Source organism: Bacillus sp. FSL R5-0603 (assembly GCF_038050295.1).
In the GTDB taxonomy this organism is placed as follows: Bacteria; Bacillota; Bacilli; order Bacillales; family Bacillaceae; genus Bacillus; species Bacillus subtilis.
Genome location: NZ_JBBOYP010000001.1, coordinates 1,337,472 through 1,363,571 on the forward strand (window position 1 = coordinate 1,337,472; position 26,100 = coordinate 1,363,571).

25 protein-coding genes and 1 riboswitch are annotated in these 26,100 nt (G+C 41.8%); of the genes, 21 read left to right on the forward strand and 4 right to left on the reverse strand.

What is annotated here, in order from left to right:
* Window positions 1-352 precede the first annotated feature (352 nt).
* The gene (gene clpE / locus NYE56_RS06970; protein WP_341283655.1) at window positions 353-2,452 is read right to left on the reverse strand and encodes an ATP-dependent protease ATP-binding subunit ClpE; all 2,100 of its coding nucleotides are present in this window, start codon (window positions 2,450-2,452) and stop codon (window positions 353-355) included.
* A 365-nt stretch (window positions 2,453-2,817) separates the two neighbouring features.
* On the opposite strand from clpE, the gene NYE56_RS06975 reads away from it, so the two are divergent.
* The 5 genes from NYE56_RS06975 to queF all read left to right on the forward strand — a co-directional run bounded on the left by NYE56_RS06975 (window position 2,818) and on the right by queF (window position 6,515).
* Window positions 2,818-3,861 (forward strand): YkvI family membrane protein, encoded by a 1,044-nt coding sequence (locus NYE56_RS06975; protein WP_015383514.1) that lies wholly within the window; start codon window positions 2,818-2,820, stop codon window positions 3,859-3,861.
* A 139-nt stretch (window positions 3,862-4,000) separates the two neighbouring features.
* A riboswitch (PreQ1 riboswitch) is annotated at window positions 4,001-4,045 on the forward strand.
* 129 nt (window positions 4,046-4,174) lie between these two features.
* On the forward strand, window positions 4,175-4,834 hold the full coding sequence (gene queC / locus NYE56_RS06980; protein WP_014476630.1) for a 7-cyano-7-deazaguanine synthase QueC: 660 nt from the start codon (window positions 4,175-4,177) through the stop codon (window positions 4,832-4,834).
* Window positions 4,827-5,276 (forward strand): 6-carboxytetrahydropterin synthase QueD, encoded by a 450-nt coding sequence (gene queD / locus NYE56_RS06985; protein WP_080009794.1) that lies wholly within the window; start codon window positions 4,827-4,829, stop codon window positions 5,274-5,276. The genes queC and queD overlap by 8 nt, the downstream gene beginning before the upstream one ends.
* The gene (queE, locus tag NYE56_RS06990) at window positions 5,269-6,000 is read left to right on the forward strand and encodes a 7-carboxy-7-deazaguanine synthase QueE (RefSeq protein ID WP_003232460.1); all 732 of its coding nucleotides are present in this window, start codon (window positions 5,269-5,271) and stop codon (window positions 5,998-6,000) included. Before queD ends, queE begins: the two co-directional genes overlap by 8 nt.
* A 17-nt stretch (window positions 6,001-6,017) precedes the next feature.
* Window positions 6,018-6,515, forward strand: coding sequence for a preQ(1) synthase (queF, locus tag NYE56_RS06995; protein ID WP_003218613.1), 498 nt, complete (start codon window positions 6,018-6,020; stop codon window positions 6,513-6,515).
* A gap of 476 nt (window positions 6,516-6,991) precedes the next feature.
* Here the strand turns inward: queF and NYE56_RS07000 are convergent, their stop codons facing one another.
* Window positions 6,992-7,351, reverse strand: a complete 360-nt coding sequence (locus NYE56_RS07000; RefSeq protein ID WP_038829004.1) for a winged helix-turn-helix transcriptional regulator — start codon at window positions 7,349-7,351, stop codon at window positions 6,992-6,994.
* 168 nt (window positions 7,352-7,519) lie between these two features.
* On the opposite strand from NYE56_RS07000, the gene NYE56_RS07005 reads away from it, so the two are divergent.
* The 5 genes from NYE56_RS07005 (at window position 7,520) to NYE56_RS07025 (ending at window position 12,237) form a co-directional block, all read left to right on the forward strand.
* A complete protein-coding gene (locus NYE56_RS07005) occupies window positions 7,520-8,266 on the forward strand; it encodes an SDR family NAD(P)-dependent oxidoreductase (RefSeq protein ID WP_010334554.1) in 747 nt (248 codons plus the stop codon).
* A 480-nt stretch (window positions 8,267-8,746) separates the two neighbouring features.
* Entirely contained in the window at window positions 8,747-9,946 is a 1,200-nt protein-coding gene (ykvP, locus tag NYE56_RS07010; protein ID WP_341283656.1) for a spore protein YkvP, read from the forward strand.
* Between the two features lie 15 nt (window positions 9,947-9,961).
* Window positions 9,962-10,189, forward strand: coding sequence for a LysM peptidoglycan-binding domain-containing protein (locus NYE56_RS07015; RefSeq protein WP_217002542.1), 228 nt, complete (start codon window positions 9,962-9,964; stop codon window positions 10,187-10,189).
* 96 nt (window positions 10,190-10,285) lie between these two features.
* Window positions 10,286-11,221, forward strand: a complete 936-nt coding sequence (locus NYE56_RS07020) for a glycosyl hydrolase family 18 protein (RefSeq protein ID WP_341283657.1) — start codon at window positions 10,286-10,288, stop codon at window positions 11,219-11,221.
* Window positions 11,222-11,946: 725 nt separating this feature from the next.
* Window positions 11,947-12,237: a YkvR family protein gene (locus tag NYE56_RS07025; RefSeq protein WP_015252208.1), complete on the forward strand. Its 291-nt coding sequence runs from the start codon at window positions 11,947-11,949 to the stop codon at window positions 12,235-12,237.
* Window positions 12,238-12,357: 120 nt separating this feature from the next.
* On the opposite strand, the gene NYE56_RS07030 is transcribed toward NYE56_RS07025, so the two are convergent.
* Complete coding sequence (locus tag NYE56_RS07030) at window positions 12,358-12,543, reverse strand: YkvS family protein (RefSeq protein ID WP_003232446.1); 186 nt, start codon at window positions 12,541-12,543, stop codon at window positions 12,358-12,360.
* 165 nt (window positions 12,544-12,708) lie between these two features.
* Here NYE56_RS07030 and NYE56_RS07035 point away from each other — a divergent pair, with 165 nt between their 5' ends.
* The 5 genes from NYE56_RS07035 to pfeT all read left to right on the forward strand — a co-directional run bounded on the left by NYE56_RS07035 (window position 12,709) and on the right by pfeT (window position 17,980).
* Window positions 12,709-12,903, forward strand: a complete 195-nt coding sequence (locus NYE56_RS07035) for a hypothetical protein (RefSeq protein WP_003218622.1) — start codon at window positions 12,709-12,711, stop codon at window positions 12,901-12,903.
* 298 nt (window positions 12,904-13,201) lie between these two features.
* Window positions 13,202-13,828 carry a cell wall hydrolase gene (locus NYE56_RS07040; RefSeq protein ID WP_341283658.1) on the forward strand — a complete coding sequence of 209 codons (627 nt, stop codon included), beginning with the start codon at window positions 13,202-13,204 and terminating at the stop codon, window positions 13,826-13,828.
* Window positions 13,829-13,945: 117 nt separating this feature from the next.
* A complete protein-coding gene (gene ykvU, locus NYE56_RS07045) occupies window positions 13,946-15,283 on the forward strand; it encodes a sporulation protein YkvU (protein ID WP_014476640.1) in 1,338 nt (445 codons plus the stop codon).
* A 50-nt stretch (window positions 15,284-15,333) separates the two neighbouring features.
* The gene (stoA, locus tag NYE56_RS07050) at window positions 15,334-15,831 is read left to right on the forward strand and encodes a sporulation thiol-disulfide oxidoreductase StoA (protein WP_014479641.1); all 498 of its coding nucleotides are present in this window, start codon (window positions 15,334-15,336) and stop codon (window positions 15,829-15,831) included.
* Between the two features lie 235 nt (window positions 15,832-16,066).
* Window positions 16,067-17,980, forward strand: a complete 1,914-nt coding sequence (pfeT, locus tag NYE56_RS07055) for a metal-transporting ATPase PfeT (protein WP_341283659.1) — start codon at window positions 16,067-16,069, stop codon at window positions 17,978-17,980.
* 38 nt (window positions 17,981-18,018) lie between these two features.
* Here pfeT and NYE56_RS07060 read toward each other — a convergent pair whose 3' ends face one another.
* Window positions 18,019-18,222 carry a hypothetical protein gene (locus NYE56_RS07060; RefSeq protein WP_014476643.1) on the reverse strand — a complete coding sequence of 68 codons (204 nt, stop codon included), beginning with the start codon at window positions 18,220-18,222 and terminating at the stop codon, window positions 18,019-18,021.
* Between the two features lie 165 nt (window positions 18,223-18,387).
* Here NYE56_RS07060 and papB point away from each other — a divergent pair, with 165 nt between their 5' ends.
* From papB to ptsP, 6 genes are all read left to right on the forward strand, one after another.
* Window positions 18,388-19,482, forward strand: a complete 1,095-nt coding sequence (gene papB / locus NYE56_RS07065; protein ID WP_187954284.1) for a di/tri-peptidase — start codon at window positions 18,388-18,390, stop codon at window positions 19,480-19,482.
* A gap of 282 nt (window positions 19,483-19,764) precedes the next feature.
* Complete coding sequence (locus NYE56_RS07070) at window positions 19,765-20,730, forward strand: LacI family DNA-binding transcriptional regulator (RefSeq protein ID WP_335449210.1); 966 nt, start codon at window positions 19,765-19,767, stop codon at window positions 20,728-20,730.
* Between the two features lie 62 nt (window positions 20,731-20,792).
* Window positions 20,793-21,659 carry a glucose PTS transporter transcription antiterminator GlcT gene (gene glcT / locus NYE56_RS07075; protein ID WP_003218635.1) on the forward strand — a complete coding sequence of 289 codons (867 nt, stop codon included), beginning with the start codon at window positions 20,793-20,795 and terminating at the stop codon, window positions 21,657-21,659.
* A 228-nt stretch (window positions 21,660-21,887) separates the two neighbouring features.
* Window positions 21,888-23,987, forward strand: coding sequence for a PTS glucose transporter subunit IIABC (gene ptsG / locus NYE56_RS07080; RefSeq protein ID WP_341283660.1), 2,100 nt, complete (start codon window positions 21,888-21,890; stop codon window positions 23,985-23,987).
* A 97-nt stretch (window positions 23,988-24,084) separates the two neighbouring features.
* Entirely contained in the window at window positions 24,085-24,351 is a 267-nt protein-coding gene (locus NYE56_RS07085) for a phosphocarrier protein HPr (protein ID WP_003154654.1), read from the forward strand.
* Complete coding sequence (gene ptsP, locus NYE56_RS07090) at window positions 24,351-26,063, forward strand: phosphoenolpyruvate--protein phosphotransferase (RefSeq protein WP_341283661.1); 1,713 nt, start codon at window positions 24,351-24,353, stop codon at window positions 26,061-26,063. Before NYE56_RS07085 ends, ptsP begins: the two co-directional genes overlap by 1 nt.
* Window positions 26,064-26,100 lie beyond the last annotated feature (37 nt).

Sequence of the window (26,100 nt, forward strand, 5' to 3'; positions counted from 1 at the left end):
CTATGGTTAATATCGGTTTTGGTGCCCGGAACTTTAGGGACATTGTGAATTTGTTCATGAAATATTCAAGGAAGAGGCATAGAAGGGAGAAATAAACAAAAACGGGCTCTCCAAAATTGAAAAGCCCGGGGGTCTACTGAAATTGGCAGCTTGCTTGCAAGCTGTCCTTCAGATGGTATTCATATAATAGTAGAAATACATATTCACTGTATATAAACATGTTCCATCCCTCCTTAAAAAAAGTGTAAAGGATGAAGGGAAGTAGCGCTTCAGGAGAAGGGACGGTAATTTCTAAGTCAAGAGTATGAAAGTATAAAAAAAAAGCGGCTTCCTAAAAGGAAACCGCTGATTGTTATTTCGCTCGCACTTTGATTTTATCATCTTCTAAAATCACGTGAAAACTTGTGATCTCGCCATTATCAAGCAGCAGATCGGTCATTTCATCCTCAACCCATTCTTGGATGGTTCTTCTAAGCGGACGTGCACCGAATGAAGGGTGGTAGCCCAGCTCAGCGATTTTTTCTTTCGCTTCATCTGTCACATTCAAGCTGATGCCCCGTTCAGCCAATGTTTCTTCAAGTTCTCCAAGAAGAAGGCTGACGATTTTGACAAGATGTTCTTTTTCCAATGAGCGGAACTCAATAATGCTGTCAAAACGGTTGAGGAACTCAGGTTTAAAGAACATGCTCAGTGAATCAATCAATGTTTGTTCTTCGATGACACTGTCATCTGATTGGAAACCGACTTTCGTTTGTTTCTCACCAGCACCCGCATTACTTGTCATGATGATCACAGTGTCTTTGAAGCTTACGGTTCTGCCTTGGCTGTCTGTCAGACGGCCATCCTCCATAATTTGCAGGAACATATGCTGAACGTCTGGGTGTGCTTTTTCAATCTCATCCAGCAACACAATGCTGTAAGGATTGCGGCGCACTTTCTCAGTTAATTGTCCAGCTTCCTCGTGGCCGACATATCCAGGCGGTGAACCGATAATTTTAGATACGGCGTGTTTCTCCATGTATTCGCTCATATCGAGTCGGATAATAGCGTCTTTTGTGCCGAATAATTCATCTGCCAGTGTTTTAGAAAGCTCTGTTTTCCCTACGCCGGTAGGACCGACGAAGAGGAAGGAGCCGACTGGTCTGTTTTTGGATTTTAATCCGGCGCGGCTTCGTCTTACCGCTTTTGCCACTTTTTGAACAGCGGCTTCTTGTCCGATCACGCGTTCATGAAGTTTTGCTTCGAGTTCTTTCATTTTCGTTTGTTCGTCTGCCTGCAGTTTGCCGACAGGGATGCCTGTTTTTTGTTCAACAATTTCCTGAATGTGCTCAGCTTCCACAGTGACAGCAGTATGAGCGGAGGAGCTGTTCAGTTTTTTCTCCAATGCGAGTTCTTCATCACGGAGTTTTGCAGCCAGTTCGTAATTTTCTTCTTCCAGGGCTTTTGTTTTTTCGGCTTCAATTGCAGTTAAGCGTTCAGCGGCATCCTCATCATTCAGTTCATCAATTAACAGGTTGGCTTTTGAACCTGCTTCATCTAATAAATCAATTGCTTTATCCGGCAGGTGTCTGTCCTGAATGTAGCGGGATGATAAAGTGACACATGCTTTGATTGCTTCATCACTGAATGTTACGCCATGGTATGCCTCGTATTTGTCTTTAATCCCTTGCAGAATGAGGATAGCCTGTTCAATTGAAGGCTCCTGCACCATGACAGGCTGAAAACGTCTTTCCAGCGCGGCATCTTTTTCGATTTGACGATATTCTTTCAGTGTTGTCGCACCAATGACTTGCAGTTCGCCTCTGGCTAGGGCCGGTTTGAGAATGTTGCCGGCGTCCATTGATCCTTCTGCAGAGCCTGCGCCGACGAGAAGGTGAATTTCATCAATGAACAGAATGACATTTTTTCGTTCCTTCAGCTCAGTGATCAGCTGTTTCATTCTCTCCTCAAATTGGCCTCTGATCCCTGTGTTTGCAACAAGGGATGCAACATCAAGCAAATATAGCTCTTTGTTTTTCAGTTTGTTTGGAACATCACCTTCAGCAATTTTTAAAGCGAGCCCTTCAGCGATGGCAGTTTTCCCTACACCCGGCTCACCAATAAGAACCGGATTGTTTTTGTTTCGGCGGTTTAGAATTTCGATCACTCGCGCCACTTCATCGTCACGGCCGATGACGGGGTCAATAAGACCGGCTTTTGCACCATTTGTAATATTTTGAGCCAGCTCATCAAGCAACCCTTTTTTTCCGCTTTGTTTTGCTGTGCTGTGTTCTTTCGGCTGGAATGCCTGTTCAAACGGAAATCCGAAAGATTGAGGACCCATACTCATTGAAGGTTTACGGGTCAGTTCGTTATAGCAAGTTTCACACAGAACCATCTGTTTATGAATTGAATTTATTTGCATGTTAAGGCGAATCGTCGCCTCGTTTTGCTGACAATGTTGACAACGCATTTGCCAAAACCTCCTTAATAATTTGATCTTCTTTGACCAATGAAAGTGAATAAAAAGGTCTATTAGATTTGACCTTCTTTGACTATTAGTATACGGCAAACTTAACGGCATTCAAACCAATATGCTCAAAGCAGACTGAATATTTGACTATCTTTGACCAATTGATTTTTAAAAAAGGCCGGTTTGTTTGACCAACTTTGATTAATAGTATACTCTGACTATCTTTGACTTTCAAGTCTTATGCACAAAAAATTTTTGATTTGTTTCTCAGTAAAACATGTTTTCTTCGTCTTTTCAAGGAACTTGTCTCATAGGTTATAAAAAGGCATATATGGACAAAACTGCGGTTCGTTCGGAGGGAAGAAATGGAACAATCAAAAGGGTCTGCAAGTCAGCTTGCTTTTGTGTATGTCGGCACAGTAGTCGGAGCTGGATTTGCGACTGGGAGGGAAATTGTTGAGTTTTTTCTGAAGTTCGGCTGGTTCGGTTTATTCGGCATTCTCGTCAGCGGCGGAATGTTTACGTTACTGGGGGCCAAGCTGATGATCATTTCAAAGCGAATCAATGCCAAGTCATATCAAGAAATGAACATATTTTTATTCGGGGCGACGGCTGGGCGGATTATCAATGTATTTATGCTGTTTGTTCTCCTTGGAGTTACATCTGTTATGCTTTCAGGGGCAGGGGCGCTTTTTGAGGAACAGCTGGGGATGTCCGCTCAGATTGGGATGCTCATTACAATCGGTCTGAGCTTAATTGTGATGACTAGAGGAGTAAAAGGCATTTTCGGTGTCAATGTGTTTGTTGTTCCTCTTTTAATCATCTTTTCAATGATTGTGGTGGCCGACTCTTTTATATTCAGCGAATCACGAAACGCAGCTCAGTGGGTCTGGCCGCATCGCTGGGATTGGCTGTTATCAGCAGTTTCTTACGGGGCTTTAAATTTATCGCTTGCCCAAGCTGTTTTGGTTCCGCTGGCGAATGAAATGTCATCGGAGAAAGTGATAAAAAAAGGCGCTTTAATCGGAGGCACGATGCTGACGATTGTGCTGTCGGCGAGTTTTCTGTCTTTGTCAACTCTTCCGGATGTATTTTTGTATGATATACCGATGGCACAAGTGGTTTATCTCTTTGCACGATCTGTCCATTTGATTTATTTACTCATTATTTTCGGAGAAGTGTTCACATCAGTTATCGGTAATCTATATGGATTAGAAAAACAAGTGCAAAGCTTTCTTCCAGTGAAAAGCAAATATATCTTTGCAGCCATTATGATCACGGCTTATATTACGAGCCAAATAGGGTACGGCAGGCTTATTTCAACGATTTATCCCTTGTTTGGCTATGTGAGCCTGGCCTTCATAGGCGCTTTGCTTTGCAAAAAAGCTCCTCGGCGGCGCAGTTTATAAATATATATAATGAAACGAACCGTCACTATAGAGCGATAATTGATCTAGGAACCGGGGACTGACTTTTTTTATTGTCAAGAAAAACATCATTATGGTAAGATAGCAGAAGTGAAAAAATTGAAGAAAATCCGTGCGATATGCGGGAGAGGTTCTAGCTACACCCTCTATAAAAAACTAAGGACGAGCTGTATCCTTGGATACGGCCTTTTTTATGTTTTTCTAGAGCACCTTCCGAAAAAAGGTGTTTTTTTGCGTGAATTAGCTGTAGCGATGTCTCTCGCCGGCGTTTTTATTGCGGAGAAGGAGAGGAATCATGAAAAAAGAAAAAGCAATTGTCGTATTTAGCGGCGGTCAAGACAGCACAACATGCTTACTGTGGGCCTTAAAAGAATTCGAAGAAGTCGAAACGGTGACTTTTCATTATAATCAGCGACATTCGCAGGAAATTGAAGTGGCAAAATCCATTGCGGAAAAGCTTGGTGTGAAAAATCATTTGCTTGATATGTCACTTTTAAATCAGCTTGCACCGAATGCCCTGACTAGAAATGATATTGAGATAGAAGTAAAAGACGGCGAACTGCCATCCACATTCGTTCCAGGCCGCAATTTGGTATTCTTATCCTTTGCGTCTATCCTGGCTTACCAAATTGGCGCGCGCCACATTATTACAGGAGTTTGCGAGACAGACTTCAGCGGTTACCCTGATTGTCGTGATGAATTCGTGAAATCTTGCAATGTAACGGTAAATCTGGCGATGGAGAAGCCGTTTGTGATTCATACGCCTCTCATGTGGCTCAATAAGGCGGAAACGTGGAAGCTTGCAGATGAGCTTGGCGCGCTGGAGTTTGTGAAAAACAACACGCTGACATGCTATAACGGCATCATCGCAGACGGCTGCGGCGAATGTCCGGCATGCCATCTTCGTTCAAAAGGTTATGAAGAATATATGGTGATGAAAGGAGAGCGTGCATAAATTGTTATCTCAAATTTATCCGCAGGCCCAGCACCCTTATTCGTTTGAACTGAATAAGGACATGCATATCTCAGCCGCTCATTTTATCCCTAGGGAAAGTGCGGGAGCGTGCAGCAGGGTTCACGGGCATACGTATACCGTAAATATAACCGTCGCCGGCGACGAACTTGACGATTCCGGCTTCCTCGTCAATTTCAGCGTACTCAAAAAACTGGTGCACGGAAACTATGATCACACGCTATTAAATGATCATGAAGATTTTTCTCAGGACGACCGGTATTCGCTGCCGACAACTGAAGTCGTGGCGAAAACGATTTATGACAAGGTGCAGGCTTATTTAGACACTTTGGAGAATAAGCCGACCTGTGTACAGGTGTTTGTCCGTGAAACACCGACAAGCTACTGTGTCTACCGTCCGAAAAAGGGTGGTTTGAATGGCTAAAGGAATTCCTGTATTAGAAATTTTCGGCCCGACGATTCAAGGAGAAGGCATGGTGATCGGACAGAAAACGATGTTCGTCCGGACAGCCGGCTGCGATTATTCCTGCAGCTGGTGTGACTCCGCCTTCACTTGGGACGGGTCTGCTAAAAAAGATATTCGCTGGATGACGGCGGAGGAGATTTTTGCGGAGCTTAAGGACATTGGGGGAGACGCGTTTTCTCATGTGACGATCTCAGGCGGTAACCCTGCTCTGTTAAAACAGCTGGATGCTTTTATTGAACTGCTGAAGGAAAATAACATCCGTGCAGCGCTTGAAACTCAAGGGACCGTTTATCAGGATTGGTTTACGCTGATTGATGACCTGACAATTTCTCCAAAACCGCCAAGCTCAAAAATGGTAACGAACTTTCAAAAGCTTGACCACATTTTAACTTCACTTCAAGAGAATGATAGACAGCATGCTGTCAGCTTGAAGGTTGTCATCTTTAATGATGAAGATCTGGAATTTGCCAAAACTGTGCACAAGCGGTATCCGGGAATCCCGTTTTATTTACAAGTCGGAAATGATGACGTGCATACGACAGATGATCAGTCACTGATTGCACATTTGCTTGGAAAATATGAAGCGCTTGTTGATAAGGTAGCTGTCGATGCGGAGCTGAATCTCGTCAGAGTGCTCCCGCAGCTGCACACCCTGTTATGGGGCAACAAACGCGGAGTATAATAGAAAGGAAGATGAACATGACGACAAGAAAAGAATCAGAATTAGAAGGTGTAACACTCTTAGGCAACCAAGGTACAAATTATTTGTTCGAATATGCACCGGACGTGCTGGAATCCTTCCCGAATAAACATGTAAACCGTGATTACTTTGTAAAATTCAATTGCCCGGAATTCACATCTTTATGTCCTAAAACAGGGCAGCCTGACTTTGCAACAATCTACATCAGCTACATTCCTGATGAAAAAATGGTTGAAAGCAAATCATTAAAGCTGTATCTATTCAGTTTCAGAAACCATGGTGACTTCCACGAGGACTGCATGAATATCATCATGAATGACTTGATCGAATTAATGGACCCGCGCTACATTGAAGTATGGGGCAAATTCACGCCAAGAGGCGGAATTTCCATTGACCCGTACACAAACTACGGAAAACCTGGCACGAAATATGAGAAAATGGCCGAATACCGCATGATGAATCATGATTTGTATCCGGAGACGATTGATAACCGTTAATTATTCCGTTGTGTGATACGGTGTGTGAAACGAAGTGGAGTCACAGTAAAATCCGAACATTCAGCGTTAATTTTCAGCGGAAATGTGACCCGAAGTGACCGGAGTGTGACCTGAGGTGCAACCTGAACTGTGACTTTTATGCAGTGAAAAATTGATAGTACAGAAGCAGATTAAGGCGTACAATTTGTACGTCTTTTCTTTTTTATCCGAAAGAAAAAATGCCTATCTAGAGATCATAGGCATTAAATATTATTATCAATATCTTCATTATTTTTTGGCTAAGTTTCTGAATCTTCTCTTTAACATTTGAAACAGCTCTTTTTTGAATTTCATCAAAGTTCTCCTGAATATAACCGACACTTCTTATTAGAACTTCACTTTCAAAATTGAATATCTGATTTATTTCTGACTGTTCTTCATCTGTTAGGTGATGGTATTGAAGTTGTTTAGCATTTACTTCAGCAGCTACATCAATCCTAACTTAGTTGTTCTGGTTGTACAATTTCATATTCACCTTCTGCATACTCTTGCTCCGCATAATAGCCTCCCCATTGACAGAGCTCCTGCAAGATAGGTTTAAGAGATTCTCCAAGTTCAGTGGATGAATATTCAACCTTCGGCGGTACTTGATTATACATCTTTCTGCTCACAAGTCCACTGGCTTCAAGCTCTCTAAGTGTTTGAATCAGCATTTTCTGAGTTATATTTGGGATAATGCGGTTTAATTCACTCGTTCTCTTTGGTCCATTCATTAAAAAGTATAATACAAGGCCTTTCCATTTTCCGCCAATAACTTCCTTTGTCACTTCAAACCCACAACTAAATTTTTTTTTCATGTCTAAAGCTCTCCATTCCACATTTATTACTTTTTAGTTACTATATCACAAAAAAGTGGGTACTTCCGATAATGTGCTTACTGAAGGATACTATATCTTGTAAGTTGTTCTTCAAGTACTTAAAGGTACTAGACATAAAATAAAATTAATTCTAAAGGAGTGTTAAGTATGGGTAAATTTGAAGGTAAAATAGCGCTTGTAACGGGTGGAACAAGTGGGATTGGTCTTGCTACAGCACAAAAATTTGTAAACGAAGGTGCATATGTTTATATCACGGGACGTAGACAAAACGAACTTGATAAAGCTGTTAACCAAATTGGCAAGAACGTAACCGGTGTTCAAGGTGATATTTCTAAGCTTGAAGACTTAGACAAACTATATGACATTATAAAGCAGGAAAAAGGTAAGTTGGACATTCTTTTTGCTAATGCAGGCATCGGCAACTTCCTTCCATTAGGTGAAATTACTGAAGAGCAGGTTGATAGAACGTTCGACATTAACGTTAAAGGAACCATCTTTACTGTTCAAAAAGCGTTATCACTATTCCCGGACAAAGTAGGTTCTATTATTGTAACGGGCTCTACTGCTGGATCAATTGGCAACCCGGCGTTTAGTGTATATGGAGCATCTAAAGCAGCATTAAGAGCACTAGTTCGCAACTGGATTCTTGACCTAAAAGGTACTGAAATCCGTGTAAATGTGGTTAGTCCAGGAGTTATTCTTACACCTGCATACGATGAGCTTTTTGGTGATGCACTTGAAGGAGCAATGGAAAATACCAGAAATACTGTTCCAGCTGGAAAAGTTGGGACACCTGAAGAAGTAGCAAACGCTGTATCTTTCCTTGCTTCAGACGAAAGCAGTTACTTGACGGGTGTTGAATTGTTCGTAGATGGCGGGCTAGCACAGGTATAATTTCACTGCGCAGAGATTACAAATAGTCCCCAAAAAAGGTTAATGGGGATTTACTTGAAGAAGTCGTATAAAAAAGTCGTTTTCCTTAAAGGACAGGGAATTCGACTTTTTTATGTTTGAATTTGATTAACGTTGTAAATTCGCATTTTCCTGGGGCTACCACTAAATGACCTGTAAAAAAGATTATACTGTGATTAAATGTACTTAAAGTAACGGGGGCTCTTGATTTTTAATAAAAAATAATATCCCTGTCCTTGTATTCTGATACTTTTGAAAATATTTAAAGGAATCCTTATGTCCTGAATAACCACATAGGAAAATATGTTGTAGGTTGCTTTCTTTTTTTGTGGGGCATCCCACACAAGCTATCACGTGATCTCACACCTGAACGTTTTTTATAGACTAGTACCGCGACAAGTTATATTACATATACATACCAATAAAGTAGACATTAAAAAGTGAAAGAGAGGATGGAAATGTGTGGAAATTCTTTTCCTTGAGAGTCATCCCATGTGGCTCTATGGTTTACCGAATGGGTTTAGGGAAGCAGGACATACCGTAATGATTTCCGGTCCTGTAAGTCGGGAAAATATCACTGAAATGATAGACGAATTTAAACCAGATCTAATAGTATCTATGGGATGGACACCAGAGCATTCAAGGGAAAAGCAGTCCTGGATTCGCAACGCTACTAAAAAGGTGAATATCCCTCTCGTTTATTGGGCTACTGAAGACCCGCTGCACACTCAAAACTTTACTATCCCGTTAATTAAAAAGATGAAACCAGATTTTGTTTTCACGGTTACGCCTTCTCTGTGTAAAACTTATGAAAGCATGGGGATTAAAGCAGCTCACTTAGACTTTGCATTTCACGAAAGTATACATCACCAGATTAAACCATTAGCAAAATACAGTTGTGATATAGCAGTGGTGGCTAATGCTTACCCTAATTTTCTTGAAGAACATCCGGAAGTGTTCCGTTCGTCCTCTTTAAAAACGCTGATTCGTCCTCTTATACGGAAGGGTATTCGCATTGATTTTTGGGGGAGAAACTGGGAAAAAATAAGTAAATATATAGGAAGAGAAATTCCCCGCAATTGGATCCATGGATACCTTGATTACACTGAAGCATATAAAGTTTACAGTTCAGCAAAAGTCGTTATCGGTTTGCAAAACTGTGAAAGCCAACTTACGCAACGCACCTATGAGATTCTTGGTTCCGGGGGGTTTTTATTGACATCAGATACACCAGCAGTTCGAGGTAAATTCAAACCTGGCCGCGATCTCATCGTTTCTTCCTCCCCAAAAGAAACATTGGAAAAGGTGAAATACTATTTGAATCATGATAGCGAGAGAAAAAAGATTCAGATAAACGGTAAAAAGGCTGTAAAGAATGATTCCTATCGGCATAGAGCCGAGAGAATGCTTGAGGTGCTAAAAAGCAGAGGAATCATAAGAAACTTAGGGGAAACTATTCATTATGTAGATGTTCTCAAAGAAAAATACCTGATCCATCATGTTACTCCCGGTGAAACATTATCAATAATTGCCAGGAAGTATAATGTTTCCCTGCAGCAACTCATGGAGCTTAATCATTTCAAATCAGATCAAATATATGCTGGACAAATCATTAAGATTAGAGAGAAACTGTTTAGAAATATGAATAACAAATTTTTCTAAAGGAGAGTAATATGAATGAAGGGGAAAATACCTAAAATAAGAAATCAAGAGAATAAAGTAAAAAGAACGCCTCGTTATATGGAATTTCCCGTGACATACGAAGTATATCATGTGGAATCCGGCGATACATTATGGACGATTGCCAAATCCTTTAAAATTCCGGTACAACAACTTATGAATCTTAATAAGCTTTCTTCAGATAGAATTTATCCTGGACAAATTATAAAGATAAGAGAAAGGTAATCTCTGAGGTTTCGGAAACGAATCAAATTGAAATGACAATCCTCATTTTTTTATTTGTGGGGAACTTGATATTTTTGGGGATGAAGGGGTTATGAGATGTTTCAAATGAGCTATTTCTATTCTGGATTAGGATGGGATTTTATTCAACACGTTGATCAAACGAACGGAGTATTAAATGTCGTGTCTCCTGATTTTTTCTATATCAGAAAAGATGGATCATTACTTCTCCGTTCAGCTAATCCCGATGTGATTAAAGCTCTTCATAGAAGGAAATTAAAAGTAGTTCCTTTTCTAAGCAATCATTGGGATCAGGATTTGGGAAGATTTGCATTAATGAACCGAGTTCTTTTATCTAAACAAATTTCTCATGCAATAGAAGAACTGGATTTGGACGGAGTTAATATCGATATAGAAAACCTTACAGAAAAAGATCGGAATCTATTTACGGATTTTGTTAGACTGGTAAGAAAAAGTATTCCTAGACATAAAGAAGTATCAGTTGCAGTGGCGGCAAATCCTTTTGGCTGGACGAAGGGCTGGCACGGATCATATGATTACGAGTATTTAGCTAAATATGCAGATTACCTTATGATTATGGCCTACGATGAAAGCCACCTTGCTGGGCCTACCGCAAGTGTAGGATGGGTGGAAAAGTCCATTCAATATGTTCTGACCCAAAAAATCTTTCCTCAAAAACTAGTTTTAGGATTGCCATTCTATGGCCGCTGCTGGATGAAAGGCCAATCTGCCTCTCAAGCCATTCCCCTTTACCTTGTTGACTCATTAGTAAAAAGGCATAACGGGACAATTATTTTTGACACAAAGAGTCAATCTCCAAAAGCTATTTTTACTGTCAATCACGATAACAAGGGGCTGTTGCCTTCGGGAACATATACATTATGGTTTGAAAATGAACAGTCACTCAGAGCAAAAATAAAACTCGCTCAAAAATATAATCTGAAAGGTCTTGGCAGCTGGAGTCTTGGACAAGAAGATGCATCAGTCTGGAATACAGTGTTTAAAAATATATAATGATTTATAGTTCAAAGCAAAATTCGAAGATAATTGCAATGAATCTCTAAATCTTGGACATACTGAAAGGTGTTTATTACGAGTGCGGGTAAAACAGTGAGGGCATTCCATAGACCCTTGTCCCGAAATGTTCTATACGAGGCCTTGAAATACACATTCAAACTTATGTTATAGAACGCATTTCAAGTAATTACGGATGACTTGAATTTATTCTGCTTCCATGATTTATGTCATACACACGCTACCTTGATAGCGGGATTATTGCATTTCATTCAGAATTGTTCAGGCTCGATATGGAAGCGCACGACTAACTAGAACTTTAAAAGCATACACTCATATACTTCCTGAATGGATGCTGGTTTATCTAAAAAACATGATGAGAATTGATTGACCGCTCTCATTAAAGGATGGGGAAATTCAAGGCGCCAAGGTACGCATGGTGAAACATGACTTGTTGATAATCGACCATATAGTTTCTCCTTTGAAATGAGGGGGTTTTTACATAAAAAAGACGAGCGAATCCGGGGGGAATTCCACTCGCCACTTTCTAATGAAAAGACGGGATGCTGGATGGCAGCTCGTCTGTTTTATTATAATTTAACGAACGTATGTTTGTAAAGGTGTCTTTTCGAATGAATTGGTTCATATAACCGTTAAGAACAGATTCATTGTAAACATTCGCTAAGGTATGCTAAGATGCATGGACTATAAAGGAGTGATATGAAGTGAAGACATTGCGGTTAAACAATGTAACGTTAGAAATGGCTGCATATCAAGAGGAGAGCGAGCCGAAGCGTAAAATTGCATTTACCTTAAACGTTACGAGTGAGACTTACCATGATATCGCTGTCCTGTTGTATGAAAAAACGTTTAATGTCGAGGTTCCGGAACGCGGTCTTGCCTTCCGGGGGGAAATGACAAATTATTCAACATCATTGACCAACCTGTACGAACCAGGGGCCGTCAGCGAGTTCTATATAGAAATAACGGAAATAGACAAAAATGCCGATTCATGATCGGTGTTTTTTATGTAAAAAAGCTGCCGGCCGGCAGCTTTTGAGAAAGCGAATTTCATATGTAAGGTGTTAAATTGTCCGTCTTGCAGTTTTTTGAATAAATGTGGAAATAAGGAGGTTTTAATAGGAGTCTCTGATGATCTTATAATTTTTATGATTAACAACTGTCAATGAATCTAACTCAAGATCCCGATAGTTATCCATGATCGTCACATCAACGATAACAGAATTCTCATTTACTTTTTCAACAACACCGGTTAATCCGTTTTTAAATTCAATGACATTCCCAACCTTAGCGATTTTCACAAGCTTCCTCTCCTTTAAACATAATAATGCCTTTTGAAAGTATTTTGCAGTATTTTCATTGAGAAGTAAAGCGATAAGGAGTTTTATCTCCCTTATGAATTGTTCTGTCGCTATAAAGATGATATATTGATTTTCGTTAATAGAAAGAAAAGGGGGGAATTTTTGTTGCGTCCCGAAGAAATAACAGAAATGATTGAACAGCTGCGCACCGGCGCCATAAACGAACTGAGAGTCCAGAAAGAGCATTTTCTTGATTTCAGGGCCGTGTTATCTAAACAAGATGATTTTAAACATTTCCGGGGAATTGCCCAGCAAGGCGGAGATGTTATTTTTCAATACTTAGAACAGCCAAGAAGCTGAAGGTTTCTCATACGTGAGAAGCCTTTTTATCATATATGACAGAATACAAGCCTTTTATTACAGCTGTCTGTAACAGGTGTAAATAAAATGTAAAGTGCCAAAGATGGATAAACATGTTTTAATTTGACAATATTTATAGAATTCCAGACTGTTTTTTTGCCATTAAGCAGTGAGTCATCCTCTTTATTCCATCCTGATACCTCCTTGGGAGAGTTGGAAAATCTTTTTCCGTGAAAATGAATGGATCTCTTGTTAAGGTTATGAAGTGTTTTTTGGAGCACTTTAAGGAGGAAACTGTATGACAACGAAATTCACTGCTCTGGCTGTTTTTCTTCTTTGTTTCATGCCTGCAGCCAAAATTGAGCATACACAAGCTTCACTACTGAGCGCAAAGAAGACAAAACATGAAGAAGCGAAATGGCTTACACATATAGATCGAAATACGAATGAATCTTTCCCTTCACTGTCTGCTGATAAGGACAAGAAAATAAAACCGATTAAGCTATCAGTACACACTGAAAAGAAAGAGAAAGATAAACCGGACAAAACAAATGATGAGAAAGAAACATATACACAGTCTGAAAAAGAGTTGCTGTCCCGTCTCGTTCACGCAGAGGCCAAAGGAGAATCATATAAAGGCAAGGTCGCTGTAGCAAGCGTTGTACTGAACAGAACGGAGAAAAAAGGTTTTCCTGATACGATAAGAGGAGTTATTTATCAGAAAAACGCCTTTGAACCGGTCGCAAACGGGAGCATTAACCAAAAGCCTGATAAAGAATCGATTGAAGCTGCCGAAGAAGCGCTGTCCTCAAAAAATAGAGAAACAGATGCCATATTCTTTTATAATCCGAAAACAGCGTCAGATAATTGGATTCGTTCAAGAAAAATCGTAGAAAAAATCGGCAGACACGTTTTTGCCGTCTAAGCATAGAAGAGACAATTTGTCTCAGCTGTGCTTTTTTTCATATAAAGAGTAAAAATAAAATAATTTTTGAACTTGTCTCATATGATGTTGGTAGTACAAGAGACAAGGAGAGACATCATGAATCGATTTGTGAAAGGGATCATTCTTTTATCCATTGCCGCCTTTTTCGCTGAATGCCTTGAATTTGTCGTCAATATGATTTTGGCGCGGGAGCTTGGCGAGCATGGGATGGGGCTTTACATGAGTATTTTGCCCACGATCTTTTTAATTATTGTCATCGCGAGCCTGGAACTGCCGATATCCATTTCTAAATTCATTGCCGAGTCAAATCCTAAGCTTCATGAAAGCATGCTGAGGCACGCTTTCAGAATGACAGCCATTTTTACTGCTTTTTCTACTGTCGCCGCTAGTATTGCGCTTCCGTTTATTCCGGTATTTGATACATACCACCCGTTTATTAAAGGGATTGTCATCGGCTTAATTCCTGTTGTCGCCTTTACTTCAATCGCCAGGGGCTACTTTATGGGTGTGCAGAAAATGGGGAAGATCGCAATTGCCAATGTGCTGAAAAAAATCATCCAGCTCTTGTGCTTATTCCTCTTTTTTCAATGGTACTCATTTGAATTGGACATGGCTGTGCTGATTTCCTTGTTTGTTCTAGTCGTGAGTGATGTGGTCGTGCTTGTTTACTTATATTCACAATTTATCATGGCAAGGCGGGCGTTATCCGGCCAGCAGCACATTCATTTGCGCGGAAAGGATGTAAGGAAAAGACTGCTTGCTGTTTCAATTCCTACAACAGGACTGCGTATTTTTCATGCGGTTGTCAATGCAATTGAACCCTTTTTAGTAAAAGGAGCTCTTTTGGCTGCGGGCGTTGCCGGGACAGCGGCGATCGATCAATACGGAATGCTGGCAGGAGTGGCTGTGACGATAGGGTCGTTCCCTGCTTTTATTGCCCATTCGTTAATGGTCGTCATGATACCGAGTATTTCGGAAGCTTATGCACTTTCTCAGTATGACATCGTGTTAAAAAGGCTGAAGCAGTCGATTTTCATTACATTAGGTTACGGTATACCTGCCGTCTGGGTCATGTTCCAGTTTGCGGGACCTCTCACGCATTTGTTTTTTCACTCTCCTGAAGCGCAGTATTACTTGCAGCTGTTGTGGCCTTACTTTCTCTTTCATCTGTTTGTCATGCCGTTGCAGGCGTGCTTAATCGGGATGGGTTTTGTGAAAGAGGCTTTTTATCACAATGTGTGGAGCCATATCGTTGCGCTAAGTATGATGTATGTACTGGGATCAATGGAGAATCTGCAAATGCTCGGGATTATCCTTGGAATGAACACTGGCATGATTCTTTTGACGAGCTTGCACTATGCCACGATCTGCAAAGCATTGAAGGTATCCGTATTTCTTACGGGTGGGACCAGAACGCCGCGAATTGAAGGATGATAAAGGAACAGCAGGGGCAAGCTAATTGAAAAGCATGAAAGGAAGATTCCATGTTGACGAAGCGCTTGCTTACTATATACATTATGTTATTAGGGTTGATTGCATGGTTTCCATGTGCGGCACAAGCTGAGGAAAAACAGCCTGCTGTTCCCGCTGTTTTTCTTATGAAAACGATAGAAGGGGAGGACATCTCGATTCCGAATAAAGGGCAAAAAACAATTCTCCATTTTTGGACGTCATGGTGTCCGCCCTGCAAAAAGGAGCTTCCCCAGTTTCAATCGTTTTATGATGCCCATCCATCCGACAGTGTAAAGCTGGTAACGGTGAATTTAGTGAATTCGGAACAAAATCAGCAAGTCGTTGAAGATTTTATTAAAGCAAACAAGCTGACGTTCCCGATTGTCCTTGACTCAAAAGGGGAATTGATGAAGGAGTATCATATCATTACGATCCCAACATCATTTTTGCTGAATGAAAAGGGAGAAATTGAAAAAACAAAAATTGGCCCGATGACAGCGGAACAACTGAAGGAATGGACGGAAGAATAGCTGAGAGCATAGACTCTCAGCTTTTTTCATATAGAGAAGAAGCGAATAAACATTAATGATAATTATTATCAAAAAGAAATTAAAATAATTATAATTGAAATTCTCTTCGTGCGTGCTATAATAAAGGAAGACATCAAGAAATAACTGACGATAAAGCTGCCTTTTGGGCAGCGATTTTGTTTTTATAAGAGAAATGAAGATGATTTACGTTCTCAATTAGAGAGGAGAATTCGATATGAATGAACAAGTTATCGTTCAACGCGACCCGCATGAGCCATTGAAAACAGACAAGAGGGAAAAAAACTGGGCACAGCACGCGGAGCTTATTGCAGCACTTGTATCAGGCGCTCTTATTTTGGCAGGCTGGCTCTTATCCGGATATCAGGTATTATCCATAATACTTTTCTTGCTGGCTTTTGTGATCGGCGGATTTGCTAAAGCGAAGGAAGGAATCGAAGAAACACTCGAATCCAAAACGCTGAATGTAGAACTTTTAATGATTTTCGCTGCCATTGGTTCCGCCTTGATCGGATACTGGGCAGAGGGTGCTATTTTAATATTTATTTTTTCCTTAAGCGGAGCTTTAGAAACATACACGATGAATAAAAGCAGCAGAGATTTAACGTCTTTAATGCAGCTTGAGCCTGAAGAAGCGACATTGATGGTCAATGGTGAAACCAAAAGAGTTCCGGTTTCAGACTTGCAGGCCGGTGATATGATTGTGATCAAACCTGGAGAACGCGTAGCGGCAGACGGTATCATTGAATCGGGCTCGACAAGTCTTGACGAGTCGGCTTTAACAGGTGAATCAATGCCTGTAGAAAAAAACACAGGCGACACTGTATTCACAGGAACGGTGAATCGCAATGGCTCCTTGACAGTCCGTGTCACGAAAGCAAATGAAGATTCGTTATTCAGAAAAATTATCAAACTGGTTGAATCAGCGCAAAATAGTGTTTCACCCGCGCAGGCTTTCATCGAACGATTTGAAAATGCTTATGTGAAAGGTGTGCTAATTGCGGTGACGCTCCTTTTATTCGTCCCGCACTTTGCGCTGGGCTGGAGCTGGAGTGAAACCTTCTACCGCGCAATGGTGTTTATGGTTGTCGCGTCACCTTGTGCGCTTGTCGCCTCTATTATGCCGGCGGCGCTGTCCCTGATTTCAAATGGCGCCCGCAACGGTATGCTTGTGAAAGGAAGCGTCTTTCTTGAACAGCTGGGCTCAGTGCAAATGATCGCCTTTGATAAAACCGGCACTGTAACAAAAGGCCAGCCTGCCGTAGAGACGATTAGAATAGCAGAAGGATTCAGTGAAGCGGAAGTTCTTGAGGCTGTCTATGCCATCGAAATGCAATCAAGCCATCCGCTCGCCCAAGCCATAACGGCGTACGCTGAAAGCCGCGGCGTGAATCAGTCCGGCTACATATCTATAGAAGAAACCTCAGGGTTTGGCGTTATGGCAGAAGTGTCGGGTGCGAAATGGAAGGTCGGTAAAGCAGGTTTTATCGGCGAGGAAATGGCAGCACAATTTTTGAAACAAACAGCATCAGATGTCATTCAAAGCGGTCATACAATTGTATTTGTGAAAAAGGATGATCAAATAGCAGGCTGTATCGCACTGAAGGACCAAATCAGGCCTGAAGCAAAAGAGGTCATGGAAGAACTGAACCGACTTGGGATTAAAACGGCCATGCTGACAGGAGATCACGAAGACACGGCTCAAGCGATTGCCAAGGAAGCCGGCATGACAACTGTCGTAGCAGAATGCCTGCCTGACCAAAAAGTGAATGAAATCAAACGGTTAAAAGAAGAATTCGGAACGATTGCAATGGTGGGTGACGGAATCAATGATGCGCCGGCACTCAAAGCGGCGGATGTCGGCATTGCGATGGGCGGCGGAACCGATGTAGCACTTGAGACCGCTGATATGGTCCTCATGAAAAACGATTTGAAAAAGCTCGTAAACATGTGCCGCTTGTCTCGGAAAATGAACAGGATCATCAAACAAAATATCGTGTTTTCTCTAGCTGTAATCTGCCTGCTGATTTGTGCAAACTTTTTGCAGGTGATGGAATTGCCATTTGGCGTGATTGGTCATGAGGGCAGCACGATTTTGGTCATACTAAACGGTTTAAGACTCCTAAAATAAAACCAGCAGCCCTAATCAGGCTGCTGGCTTTTTATGTATCAAGCTTTCCCTTCATTTTTGTCTTTATCAGATCTTTTCATAACCAGGATGAGAGCGAGGATGCAGCAAAGGAAACCCGCTGCACAGCCTATGATAGAGCTGTAATAATAAAAGCCCACCATCTTCATCCCGATAAAAGGAGCGGAAATTCCCAAAACCGTTAAGAGCATAACTGCTTTTCGTCTGAAAAAATTCATCAGCAAACGGAACAACCCCCCTGCGATTGAACGTTACTGTCAGTATACAGGAAGAGGAGCAGGAAATAAAATGCATCAGAAAATGAAGGCGTCGTGAAAGGCAAACACCGGTAAAACCTGTTACAATGGAAGACAGAACAATGCATTGCAAATGGCAGGGAGGAACAAGAAGTGAATAGAATACAACGCGTCTCTTCATGGCTGAAGGAAGCGGGGCATACTGCCGCATTTATTCATACAAAAGAAAATGTTTTTTACTTAACCGGTTTTTACACAGAGCCGCATGAAAGATTAATGGGGTTATTTATTTTTCAAGAAGAGGAGCCTTTCTTTGTTTGTCCAGGAATGGAAGCAGGACAGGCCCGCAACGCAGGCTGGAATCATGAAATCATTGGCTATGCGGATCACGAAAATCCGTGGGAGCTGATAGAGAAGGCCTTGAAAAAGCGAAATATCAGCATACATACGCTTGCGGTCGAAAAGGATTCAATCTCGCTATCTCGTGCAGAACAGCTGAAGCACGCGACGGGCGGGGCTCGATTTGTTTCAGCAGAAGAAACACTCAATCAATTTCGCCTGATTAAAGATGACAATGAAATTCGTTTGCTGAAAGAGGCGGCAAAGCTTGCGGATTACGGTGTTGAAGTCGGCACAGCCGCTTTGCGTGAAGGCATCAGTGAAGTGGAAGTGCTCGCTCAAATTGAGTATGAGCTGAAGAAAAAAGGAATTCAGGGCATGTCTTTCTCTACAATGGTTTTATTCGGAGAAAAATCAGGCCAGCCTCATGGAAATCCTGGTACAGCCACGTTGAAGAAAGGTGATTTTGTTTTATTTGATCTCGGTGTTATTCTTGACGGCTATTGCTCTGATATTACAAGAACGTTTGCATACAAAACCATCAATCCGAAGCAGGAGGCCATTTACGAGACTGTGCTTCAAGCGGAAAAAGCCGCGATTGAGGCAAGCAAACCCGGTGTGAGAATCGGAGATCTGGATTTAACAGCCCGCGGAATCATTGAAAAAGCGGGATACGGTGACTATTTTCCTCACCGGCTTGGGCATGGACTCGGAATTTCTGTCCATGAGTATCCATCTATGAGCCAGGCCAACGATACACTGCTGCAGGAAGGCATGGTCTACACGATCGAACCGGGGATATATGTGCCTGAGATCGGCGGCGTGCGCATTGAGGATGACGTTCACGTAACAAAGGAAGGAGCAGTTGCTCTGACCCAATATCCAAAGGAATTAATCATACTGCCGTAATAAGAAATAAAAAAGGACTTTGTTCTCGACATCGTCCTTTTTTATCTGCATTAAATAAAAAAATCATCAAATGTTCGAAAGGATTTAATTTCATGTTTTTGGTTGAGAGGTTTTACAGCAAGACAGCTGCCACCGAGAACAGTGAGACATAACCCAATTAAAATGAAGAAACCCATGTGATCTTCTCCTTTCAGCTTAAAACACAAAAAGATATCTGGTACGTCCATATCATATTGTATGAAACGCATTCCAGATCAAGGGGATTTAGAAAGAAGGGAATCTATGGCTAATATTAAAGACATTGCAGAAAAAGCCGGTGTCTCTGTTACAACGGTTTCCCGAGTCATAAACAATCATCCATACGTCAGTGAAGACAAACGAAAAAGAGTGTTTGAGGCAATGGAATTATTGGAGTACACGAGAAATATTCACGCTGTACATTTGTCGAAAGGATTTTCAAACATGATTGGTGTTGTCTTGCCAACGGTTAATCTGCCATATTTTGCAGAGCTGATTGCAGGAATAGCCGACGCAGCCGCGGAATCCGGGGTTCACCTCTCTTTATTCCAAACAAACTATGAGGTACAAAAAGAAATCTTTGCGCTGTCCCAATTAAAGCAGCGCCAGGTTGACGGCCTGATTTTTTGCTCAAAGGCGCTTGCTGATGAGAAACTCATGGAATGGGAGGGCCCGATTTTGCTTTGCCAGAATTCAGATAATGCCCGCTTCCCAACCATCAGCATTCCTCACCAAGAAGCATTTCGGAACGGCTTGGACTATTTAATTGCCAAAGGGCACAAAAAAATAGCCATCTGTTTGGCAAGAAAAAAAGGCATGAACAGCCATTTTCGAATCAAAGCCTACAAAGAGGCATTGGAAGAGATCGGCGAGGCATTTCGTGAAGGCTGGGTAATTGAGAAAGCGATTACAATCAATGATGGGAAGGCGCTTTTTCATAAATGGAAAACGTGGAAGGAAAAGCCGACGGCTATTTTTGTTGCCAATGACCAAGTCTCAGCAGGGCTTTTTCTTGAAGCAAAGAACCAGCGGGTGTCAGTACCGGATGAGCTTGCAATCTTAAGCGTTGATAACCACGAAATCAGCCAAGCGCTTGGAATCACAACGATCGATATTCAGACAAGGGAAATGGGAAAGCAGGCATTTGCCATACTGGAAAAAAGAATTCAAGGGCAGCCGATTGAAAGGAAAGTTCTGGATTACCGTCTCATCGAAAGATCGACTGTTTAGTGAATGCATTGAAAAAAGGTTTGACGTGCATTCCGTTCGTTATGTACGATATGAGGTATTGAATGACAAAGGAGCTGAGGATCGTGAATGGGTCCTTCACAGTGAAAAAGGTACTGAATAATAACGTATTAATTGCTTCTCATCATAAATACAGCGAAGTCGTTTTAATCGGAAAAGGTATTGGTTTCGGAAAAAAACAAGATGATGTCATTGAAGATAAAGGCTACGATAAAATGTTCATTTTAAAAGACGAGAAGGAACAAAAGCAGTTTAAAAAGCTCCTTGACTATGTTGATGAAAAGCTCGTTGATATTTCAAACGATGTCATCTATCACATAAGCAATAGGACTAATCACTCATTAAATGAACATATTCACATTGCGTTGACAGACCATATCGCATTTGCGATCAAAAGGCAGCAGCAGGGATTTGATATGAAAAATCCATTTCTAATGGAGACTCAGTCACTATATCCTGAGGAGTACCAAATTGCCAAAGAAGTCATAGATATGATCAATGAAAAAGCGGGAATCTGCCTTCCGGAAGGGGAGATTGGTTTTATCGCTCTGCATATCCATTCAGCGTTGACAAACCGTCCGCTGTCCGAGGTCAATCAGCACTCTCAGCTCATGGCGCAGCTTGTCGAGGTGATTGAAGACTCATTTCAAATGAAAGTAAATAAGGAAAGTGTCAACTATTTGCGGCTGATCAGGCATATCAGATTTACAATAGAAAGAATTAAAAAAGAAGAACCGACTAAAGAACCAGAAAAATTAATGTTGTTATTGAAAAATGAATATCCGCTATGCTACAATACAGCTTGGAAATTGATTAAAATCTTGCAGCAAACATTGAAGAAACCAGTTCATGAGGCGGAAGCGGTTTATCTGACGCTTCATCTGTACCGATTAACCAATAAAATTTCATAAATTCAGTTTATCCTTATAACGTGTTACTGATTCGATCAGGCATGAGTGATTGAGGGAAAAAAACGGGAAGTTCATTCTCGTTCTTTTGCGCACCCAATTTTGCTCATGCCTTTTTGTTGTGTAAAAGGGCAAATGTAAACGGTTAAACTGGAAGACTTACGCCTGTGAATTCGTTGTCATGATTTTTAGCTGTAAGGTCAGACTAGTAAAAAGAGGAGGTCAATTCTTATGTTTAAAGCATTATTCGGCGTTCTTCAAAAAATTGGGCGTGCGCTTATGCTTCCAGTTGCGATCCTTCCGGCTGCGGGTATTTTGCTTGCGATCGGGAATGCGATGCAAAATAAGGACATGATTCAGGTCCTGCATTTCTTGAGCAATGACAATGTTCAGCTTGTAGCAGGTGTGATGGAAAGCGCTGGGCAGATTGTTTTCGATAACCTTCCGCTTCTTTTCGCAGTAGGTGTAGCCATCGGGCTTGCCAATGGTGATGGAGTTGCAGGGATTGCAGCAATTATCGGTTATCTTGTAATGAATGTATCCATGAGTGCGGTTCTTCTTGCAAACGGAACCATTCCTTCGGATTCAGTTGAAAGAGCCAAGTTCTTTACGGAAAACCATCCTGCATATGTAAACATGCTTGGTATACCTACCTTGGCGACAGGGGTGTTCGGCGGTATTATCGTCGGTGTGTTAGCTGCATTATTGTTTAACAGATTTTACACAATTGAACTGCCGCAATACCTTGGTTTCTTTGCGGGTAAACGTTTCGTTCCAATTGTTACGTCAATTTCTGCACTGATTCTGGGTCTTATTATGTTAGTGATCTGGCCTCCGATCCAGCATGGATTGAATGCCTTTTCAACAGGATTAGTGGAAGCGAATCCAACCCTTGCTGCATTTATCTTCGGGGTGATTGAACGTTCGCTTATCCCATTCGGATTGCACCACATTTTCTATTCGCCGTTCTGGTATGAATTCTTCAGCTATAAGAGTGCAGCAGGAGAAATCATCCGCGGGGATCAGCGTATCTTTATGGCGCAGATTAAAGACGGCGTACAGTTAACGGCAGGTACGTTCATGACAGGTAAATATCCATTTATGATGTTCGGTCTGCCTGCTGCGGCGCTTGCCATTTATCATGAAGCAAAACCGCAAAACAAAAAACTCGTTGCAGGTATTATGGGTTCAGCGGCCTTGACATCCTTCTTAACGGGGATCACAGAGCCATTGGAATTTTCTTTCTTATTCGTTGCTCCAGTCCTGTTTGCGATTCACTGTTTGTTTGCGGGACTTTCATTCATGGTCATGCAGCTGTTGAATGTTAAGATTGGTATGACATTCTCCGGTGGTTTAATTGACTACTTCCTATTCGGTATTTTACCGAACCGGACGGCATGGTGGCTAGTCATCCCTGTCGGCTTAGGGTTAGCGGTCATTTACTACTTCGGATTCCGATTTGCCATCCGCAAATTTAATCTGAAAACACCTGGACGCGAGGATGCTGCGGAAGAAACAGCAGCACCTGGGAAAACAGGTGAAGCAGGGGATCTTCCTTATGAGATTCTTCAGGCAATGGGTGACCAGGAAAACATCAAACACCTTGATGCTTGTATCACTCGTCTGCGTGTGACTGTAAACGATCAGAAAAAGGTTGATAAAGACCGTCTGAAACAGCTTGGCGCTTCCGGAGTGCTGGAAGTCGGCAACAACATTCAGGCTATTTTCGGACCGCGTTCTGACGGGTTAAAAACGCAAATGCAAGACATTATTGCGGGACGCAAGCCTAGACCTGAGCCGAAAACATCTGCTCAAGAGGAAGTAGGCCAGCAGGTTGAGGAAGTGATTGCAGAACCGCTGCAAAATGAAATCGGCGAGGAAGTTTTCGTTTCTCCGATTGCCGGGGAAATTCACCCGATTACGGATGTTCCTGACCAAGTCTTCTCAGGGAAAATGATGGGTGACGGTTTTGCGATTCTCCCTTCTGAAGGAATTGTCGTATCACCGGTTCGCGGAAAAATTCTAAATGTGTTCCCGACGAAACATGCGATCGGCCTGCAATCCGACGGCGGAAGAGAAATTTTAATCCACTTTGGTATTGATACCGTCAGCCTGAAGGGCGAAGGATTTACGTCTTTCGTATCAGAAGGAGACCGCGTTGAGCCTGGACAAAAACTTCTTGAAGTTGATCTGGATGCAGTCAAACCGAATGTACCATCTCTCATGACACCGATTGTATTTACAAACCTTGCTGAAGGAGAAACAGTCAGCATTAAAGCAAGCGGTTCAGTCAACAGAGAACAAGAAGATATTGTGAAGATTGAAAAATAAGGGTGTTAGTACGCCGTGCTTGTCAGATGACAAGTACGGTTGTATGATATAATATTGTGAAGTAATAAAGCTTTAAGTTAAAAGGAGAATGATAAAAATGGCACAAAAAACATTTAAAGTAACTGCAGATTCTGGAATCCATGCTCGTCCTGCGACAGTTCTTGTACAAACTGCTAGCAAATACGACGCTGACGTTAATTTAGAATATAACGGCAAAACAGTTAACCTTAAATCTATTATGGGTGTTATGTCTTTAGGTATCGCTAAAGGCGCTGAGATCACAATCTCTGCTTCCGGAGCTGACGAAAACGATGCTCTTAACGCTTTAGAAGAAACAATGAAAAGCGAAGGACTCGGCGAGTAATGCAAGAATTAAAAGGGATTGGTGCTTCAGCCGGCATCGCGATTGCAAAAGCATACCGGCTTGAAGAGCCAGATTTAACGGTTGAAAAGAAAAACATCTCTGATTCTGAAGCGGAAGTAAGCCGTTTTGATGAAGCGATTGCACGTTCAAAAGAAGAGCTCGAAAAAATCAAAGAGCACGCTTTGAAAGAACTGGGTCAGGATAAAGCTGATATTTTTTCTGCTCACCTTTTAGTTCTCAGTGACCCTGAGCTTCTGAACCCTGTGAAAGAAAAAATCAGCACTGATTCAGTGAACGCTGAATTCGCTTTAAAAGAAACGTCTTCTATGTTCGTTACCATGTTTGAATCTATGGACAACGAATATATGAAAGAGCGTGCGGCAGATATCCGCGATGTAACAAAACGCGTAACCGGCCACCTGCTTGGCGTCGAAATTCCAAACCCAAGCATGATCTCAGAAGAGGTTATTATTGTAGCTGAAGACTTAACACCGTCTGACACAGCTCAATTAAACCGTGAGTTCGTAAAAGGATTCACTACTGATATCGGCGGACGCACATCTCACTCTGCCATCATGGCACGTTCTCTTGAGATTCCAGCAGTTGTTGGAACGAAAGCGGCTACAGGCACGATCCAAAACGGCGTGACTGTTATCGTTGACGGTATCAATGGCGATGTCATTATTGACCCATCTGCGGAAACTGTAAAAGAGTATGAAGAAAAACATAATGCTTATTTGGCTCAAAAAGCTGAGTGGGCGAAGCTTGTCAATGAACCGACTGTCTCAAAAGACGGACATCATGTAGAGCTTGCAGCGAACATCGGTACTCCTGATGATGTAAAAGGTGTTCTTGAAAACGGCGGAGAAGCAGTTGGCCTTTACCGTACCGAATTCCTTTACATGGGAAGAGATCAGCTGCCTACAGAAGATGAGCAGTTTGATGCTTACAAAACGGTTCTTGAGCGTATGGAAGGAAAATCAGTCGTCGTGCGGACACTTGATATCGGCGGAGACAAAGAGCTTCCTTACCTGCAGCTTCCTAAAGAAATGAACCCGTTCTTAGGATATAGAGCGATTCGTCTTTGCCTTGAAGAGCAAGAAATCTTCAGAACACAGCTTCGCGCGCTGCTTCGTGCAAGTACATACGGAAACTTGAAAATCATGTTCCCTATGATTGCGACAGTTAACGAATTCAAAGAAGCAAAAACGATCCTTCTTGAAGAGAAAGAAAAGCTCGTAAAAGCGGGACAGGCTGTATCTGACGATATTGAAGTCGGAATGATGGTTGAGATTCCGTCAACTGCAGTCATCGCTGATCAGTTTGCTAAAGAGGTTGATTTCTTCAGTATCGGAACAAACGATTTGATCCAATACACAATGGCAGCTGACCGTATGAATGAACGTGTATCTTACCTGTATCAGCCATACAACCCGGCAATCCTTCGCTTAATTACACTGGTAATTGAAGCAGCACACAAAGAAGGAAAATGGGTTGGCATGTGCGGAGAAATGGCAGGAGACGAGATTGCGATTCCAATCCTTCTCGGCTTAGGCTTAGATGAGTTCTCAATGAGCGCAACGTCTATTCTTCCGGCAAGAACACAGATCAGCAAATTGTCTAAACAAGAAGCTGAGTCATTCAAAGAGAAAATCTTATCTATGAGCACGACAGAAGAAGTTGTCGCGTTCGTAAAAGAAACATTCAAGTAATGTACAAAAACCAGACGGCCTCCGGCCTGTCTGGTTT

Excerpts from the sequence above, each read along its gene's own strand:
- queF (WP_003218613.1), top strand. The coding sequence starts at position 6,018 with ATGACGACAAGAAAAGAATCAGAATTAGAAGGTGTAACACTCTTAGGC.
- queE (WP_003232460.1), top strand. The coding sequence starts at position 5,269 with ATGGCTAAAGGAATTCCTGTATTAGAAATTTTCGGCCCGACGATTCAA.
- pfeT (WP_341283659.1), top strand. The coding sequence starts at position 16,067 with ATGAATGAACAAGTTATCGTTCAACGCGACCCGCATGAGCCATTGAAA.
- ptsP (WP_341283661.1), top strand. The coding sequence starts at position 24,351 with ATGCAAGAATTAAAAGGGATTGGTGCTTCAGCCGGCATCGCGATTGCA.
- clpE (WP_341283655.1), bottom strand. The coding sequence starts at position 2,452 with ATGCGTTGTCAACATTGTCAGCAAAACGAGGCGACGATTCGCCTTAAC.
- stoA (WP_014479641.1), top strand. The coding sequence starts at position 15,334 with ATGTTGACGAAGCGCTTGCTTACTATATACATTATGTTATTAGGGTTG.
- NYE56_RS07020 (WP_341283657.1), top strand. The coding sequence starts at position 10,286 with ATGTTTCAAATGAGCTATTTCTATTCTGGATTAGGATGGGATTTTATT.
- NYE56_RS07070 (WP_335449210.1), top strand. The coding sequence starts at position 19,765 with ATGGCTAATATTAAAGACATTGCAGAAAAAGCCGGTGTCTCTGTTACA.
- ptsG (WP_341283660.1), top strand. The coding sequence starts at position 21,888 with ATGTTTAAAGCATTATTCGGCGTTCTTCAAAAAATTGGGCGTGCGCTT.
- NYE56_RS07085 (WP_003154654.1), top strand. The coding sequence starts at position 24,085 with ATGGCACAAAAAACATTTAAAGTAACTGCAGATTCTGGAATCCATGCT.
- ykvU (WP_014476640.1), top strand. The coding sequence starts at position 13,946 with ATGAATCGATTTGTGAAAGGGATCATTCTTTTATCCATTGCCGCCTTT.
- queC (WP_014476630.1), top strand. The coding sequence starts at position 4,175 with ATGAAAAAAGAAAAAGCAATTGTCGTATTTAGCGGCGGTCAAGACAGC.
- NYE56_RS07015 (WP_217002542.1), top strand. The coding sequence starts at position 9,962 with ATGAAGGGGAAAATACCTAAAATAAGAAATCAAGAGAATAAAGTAAAA.
- NYE56_RS07000 (WP_038829004.1), bottom strand. The coding sequence starts at position 7,351 with ATGAAAAAAAAATTTAGTTGTGGGTTTGAAGTGACAAAGGAAGTTATT.
- NYE56_RS07005 (WP_010334554.1), top strand. The coding sequence starts at position 7,520 with ATGGGTAAATTTGAAGGTAAAATAGCGCTTGTAACGGGTGGAACAAGT.
- NYE56_RS06975 (WP_015383514.1), top strand. The coding sequence starts at position 2,818 with ATGGAACAATCAAAAGGGTCTGCAAGTCAGCTTGCTTTTGTGTATGTC.
- NYE56_RS07040 (WP_341283658.1), top strand. The coding sequence starts at position 13,202 with ATGACAACGAAATTCACTGCTCTGGCTGTTTTTCTTCTTTGTTTCATG.
- glcT (WP_003218635.1), top strand. The coding sequence starts at position 20,793 with ATGACAAAGGAGCTGAGGATCGTGAATGGGTCCTTCACAGTGAAAAAG.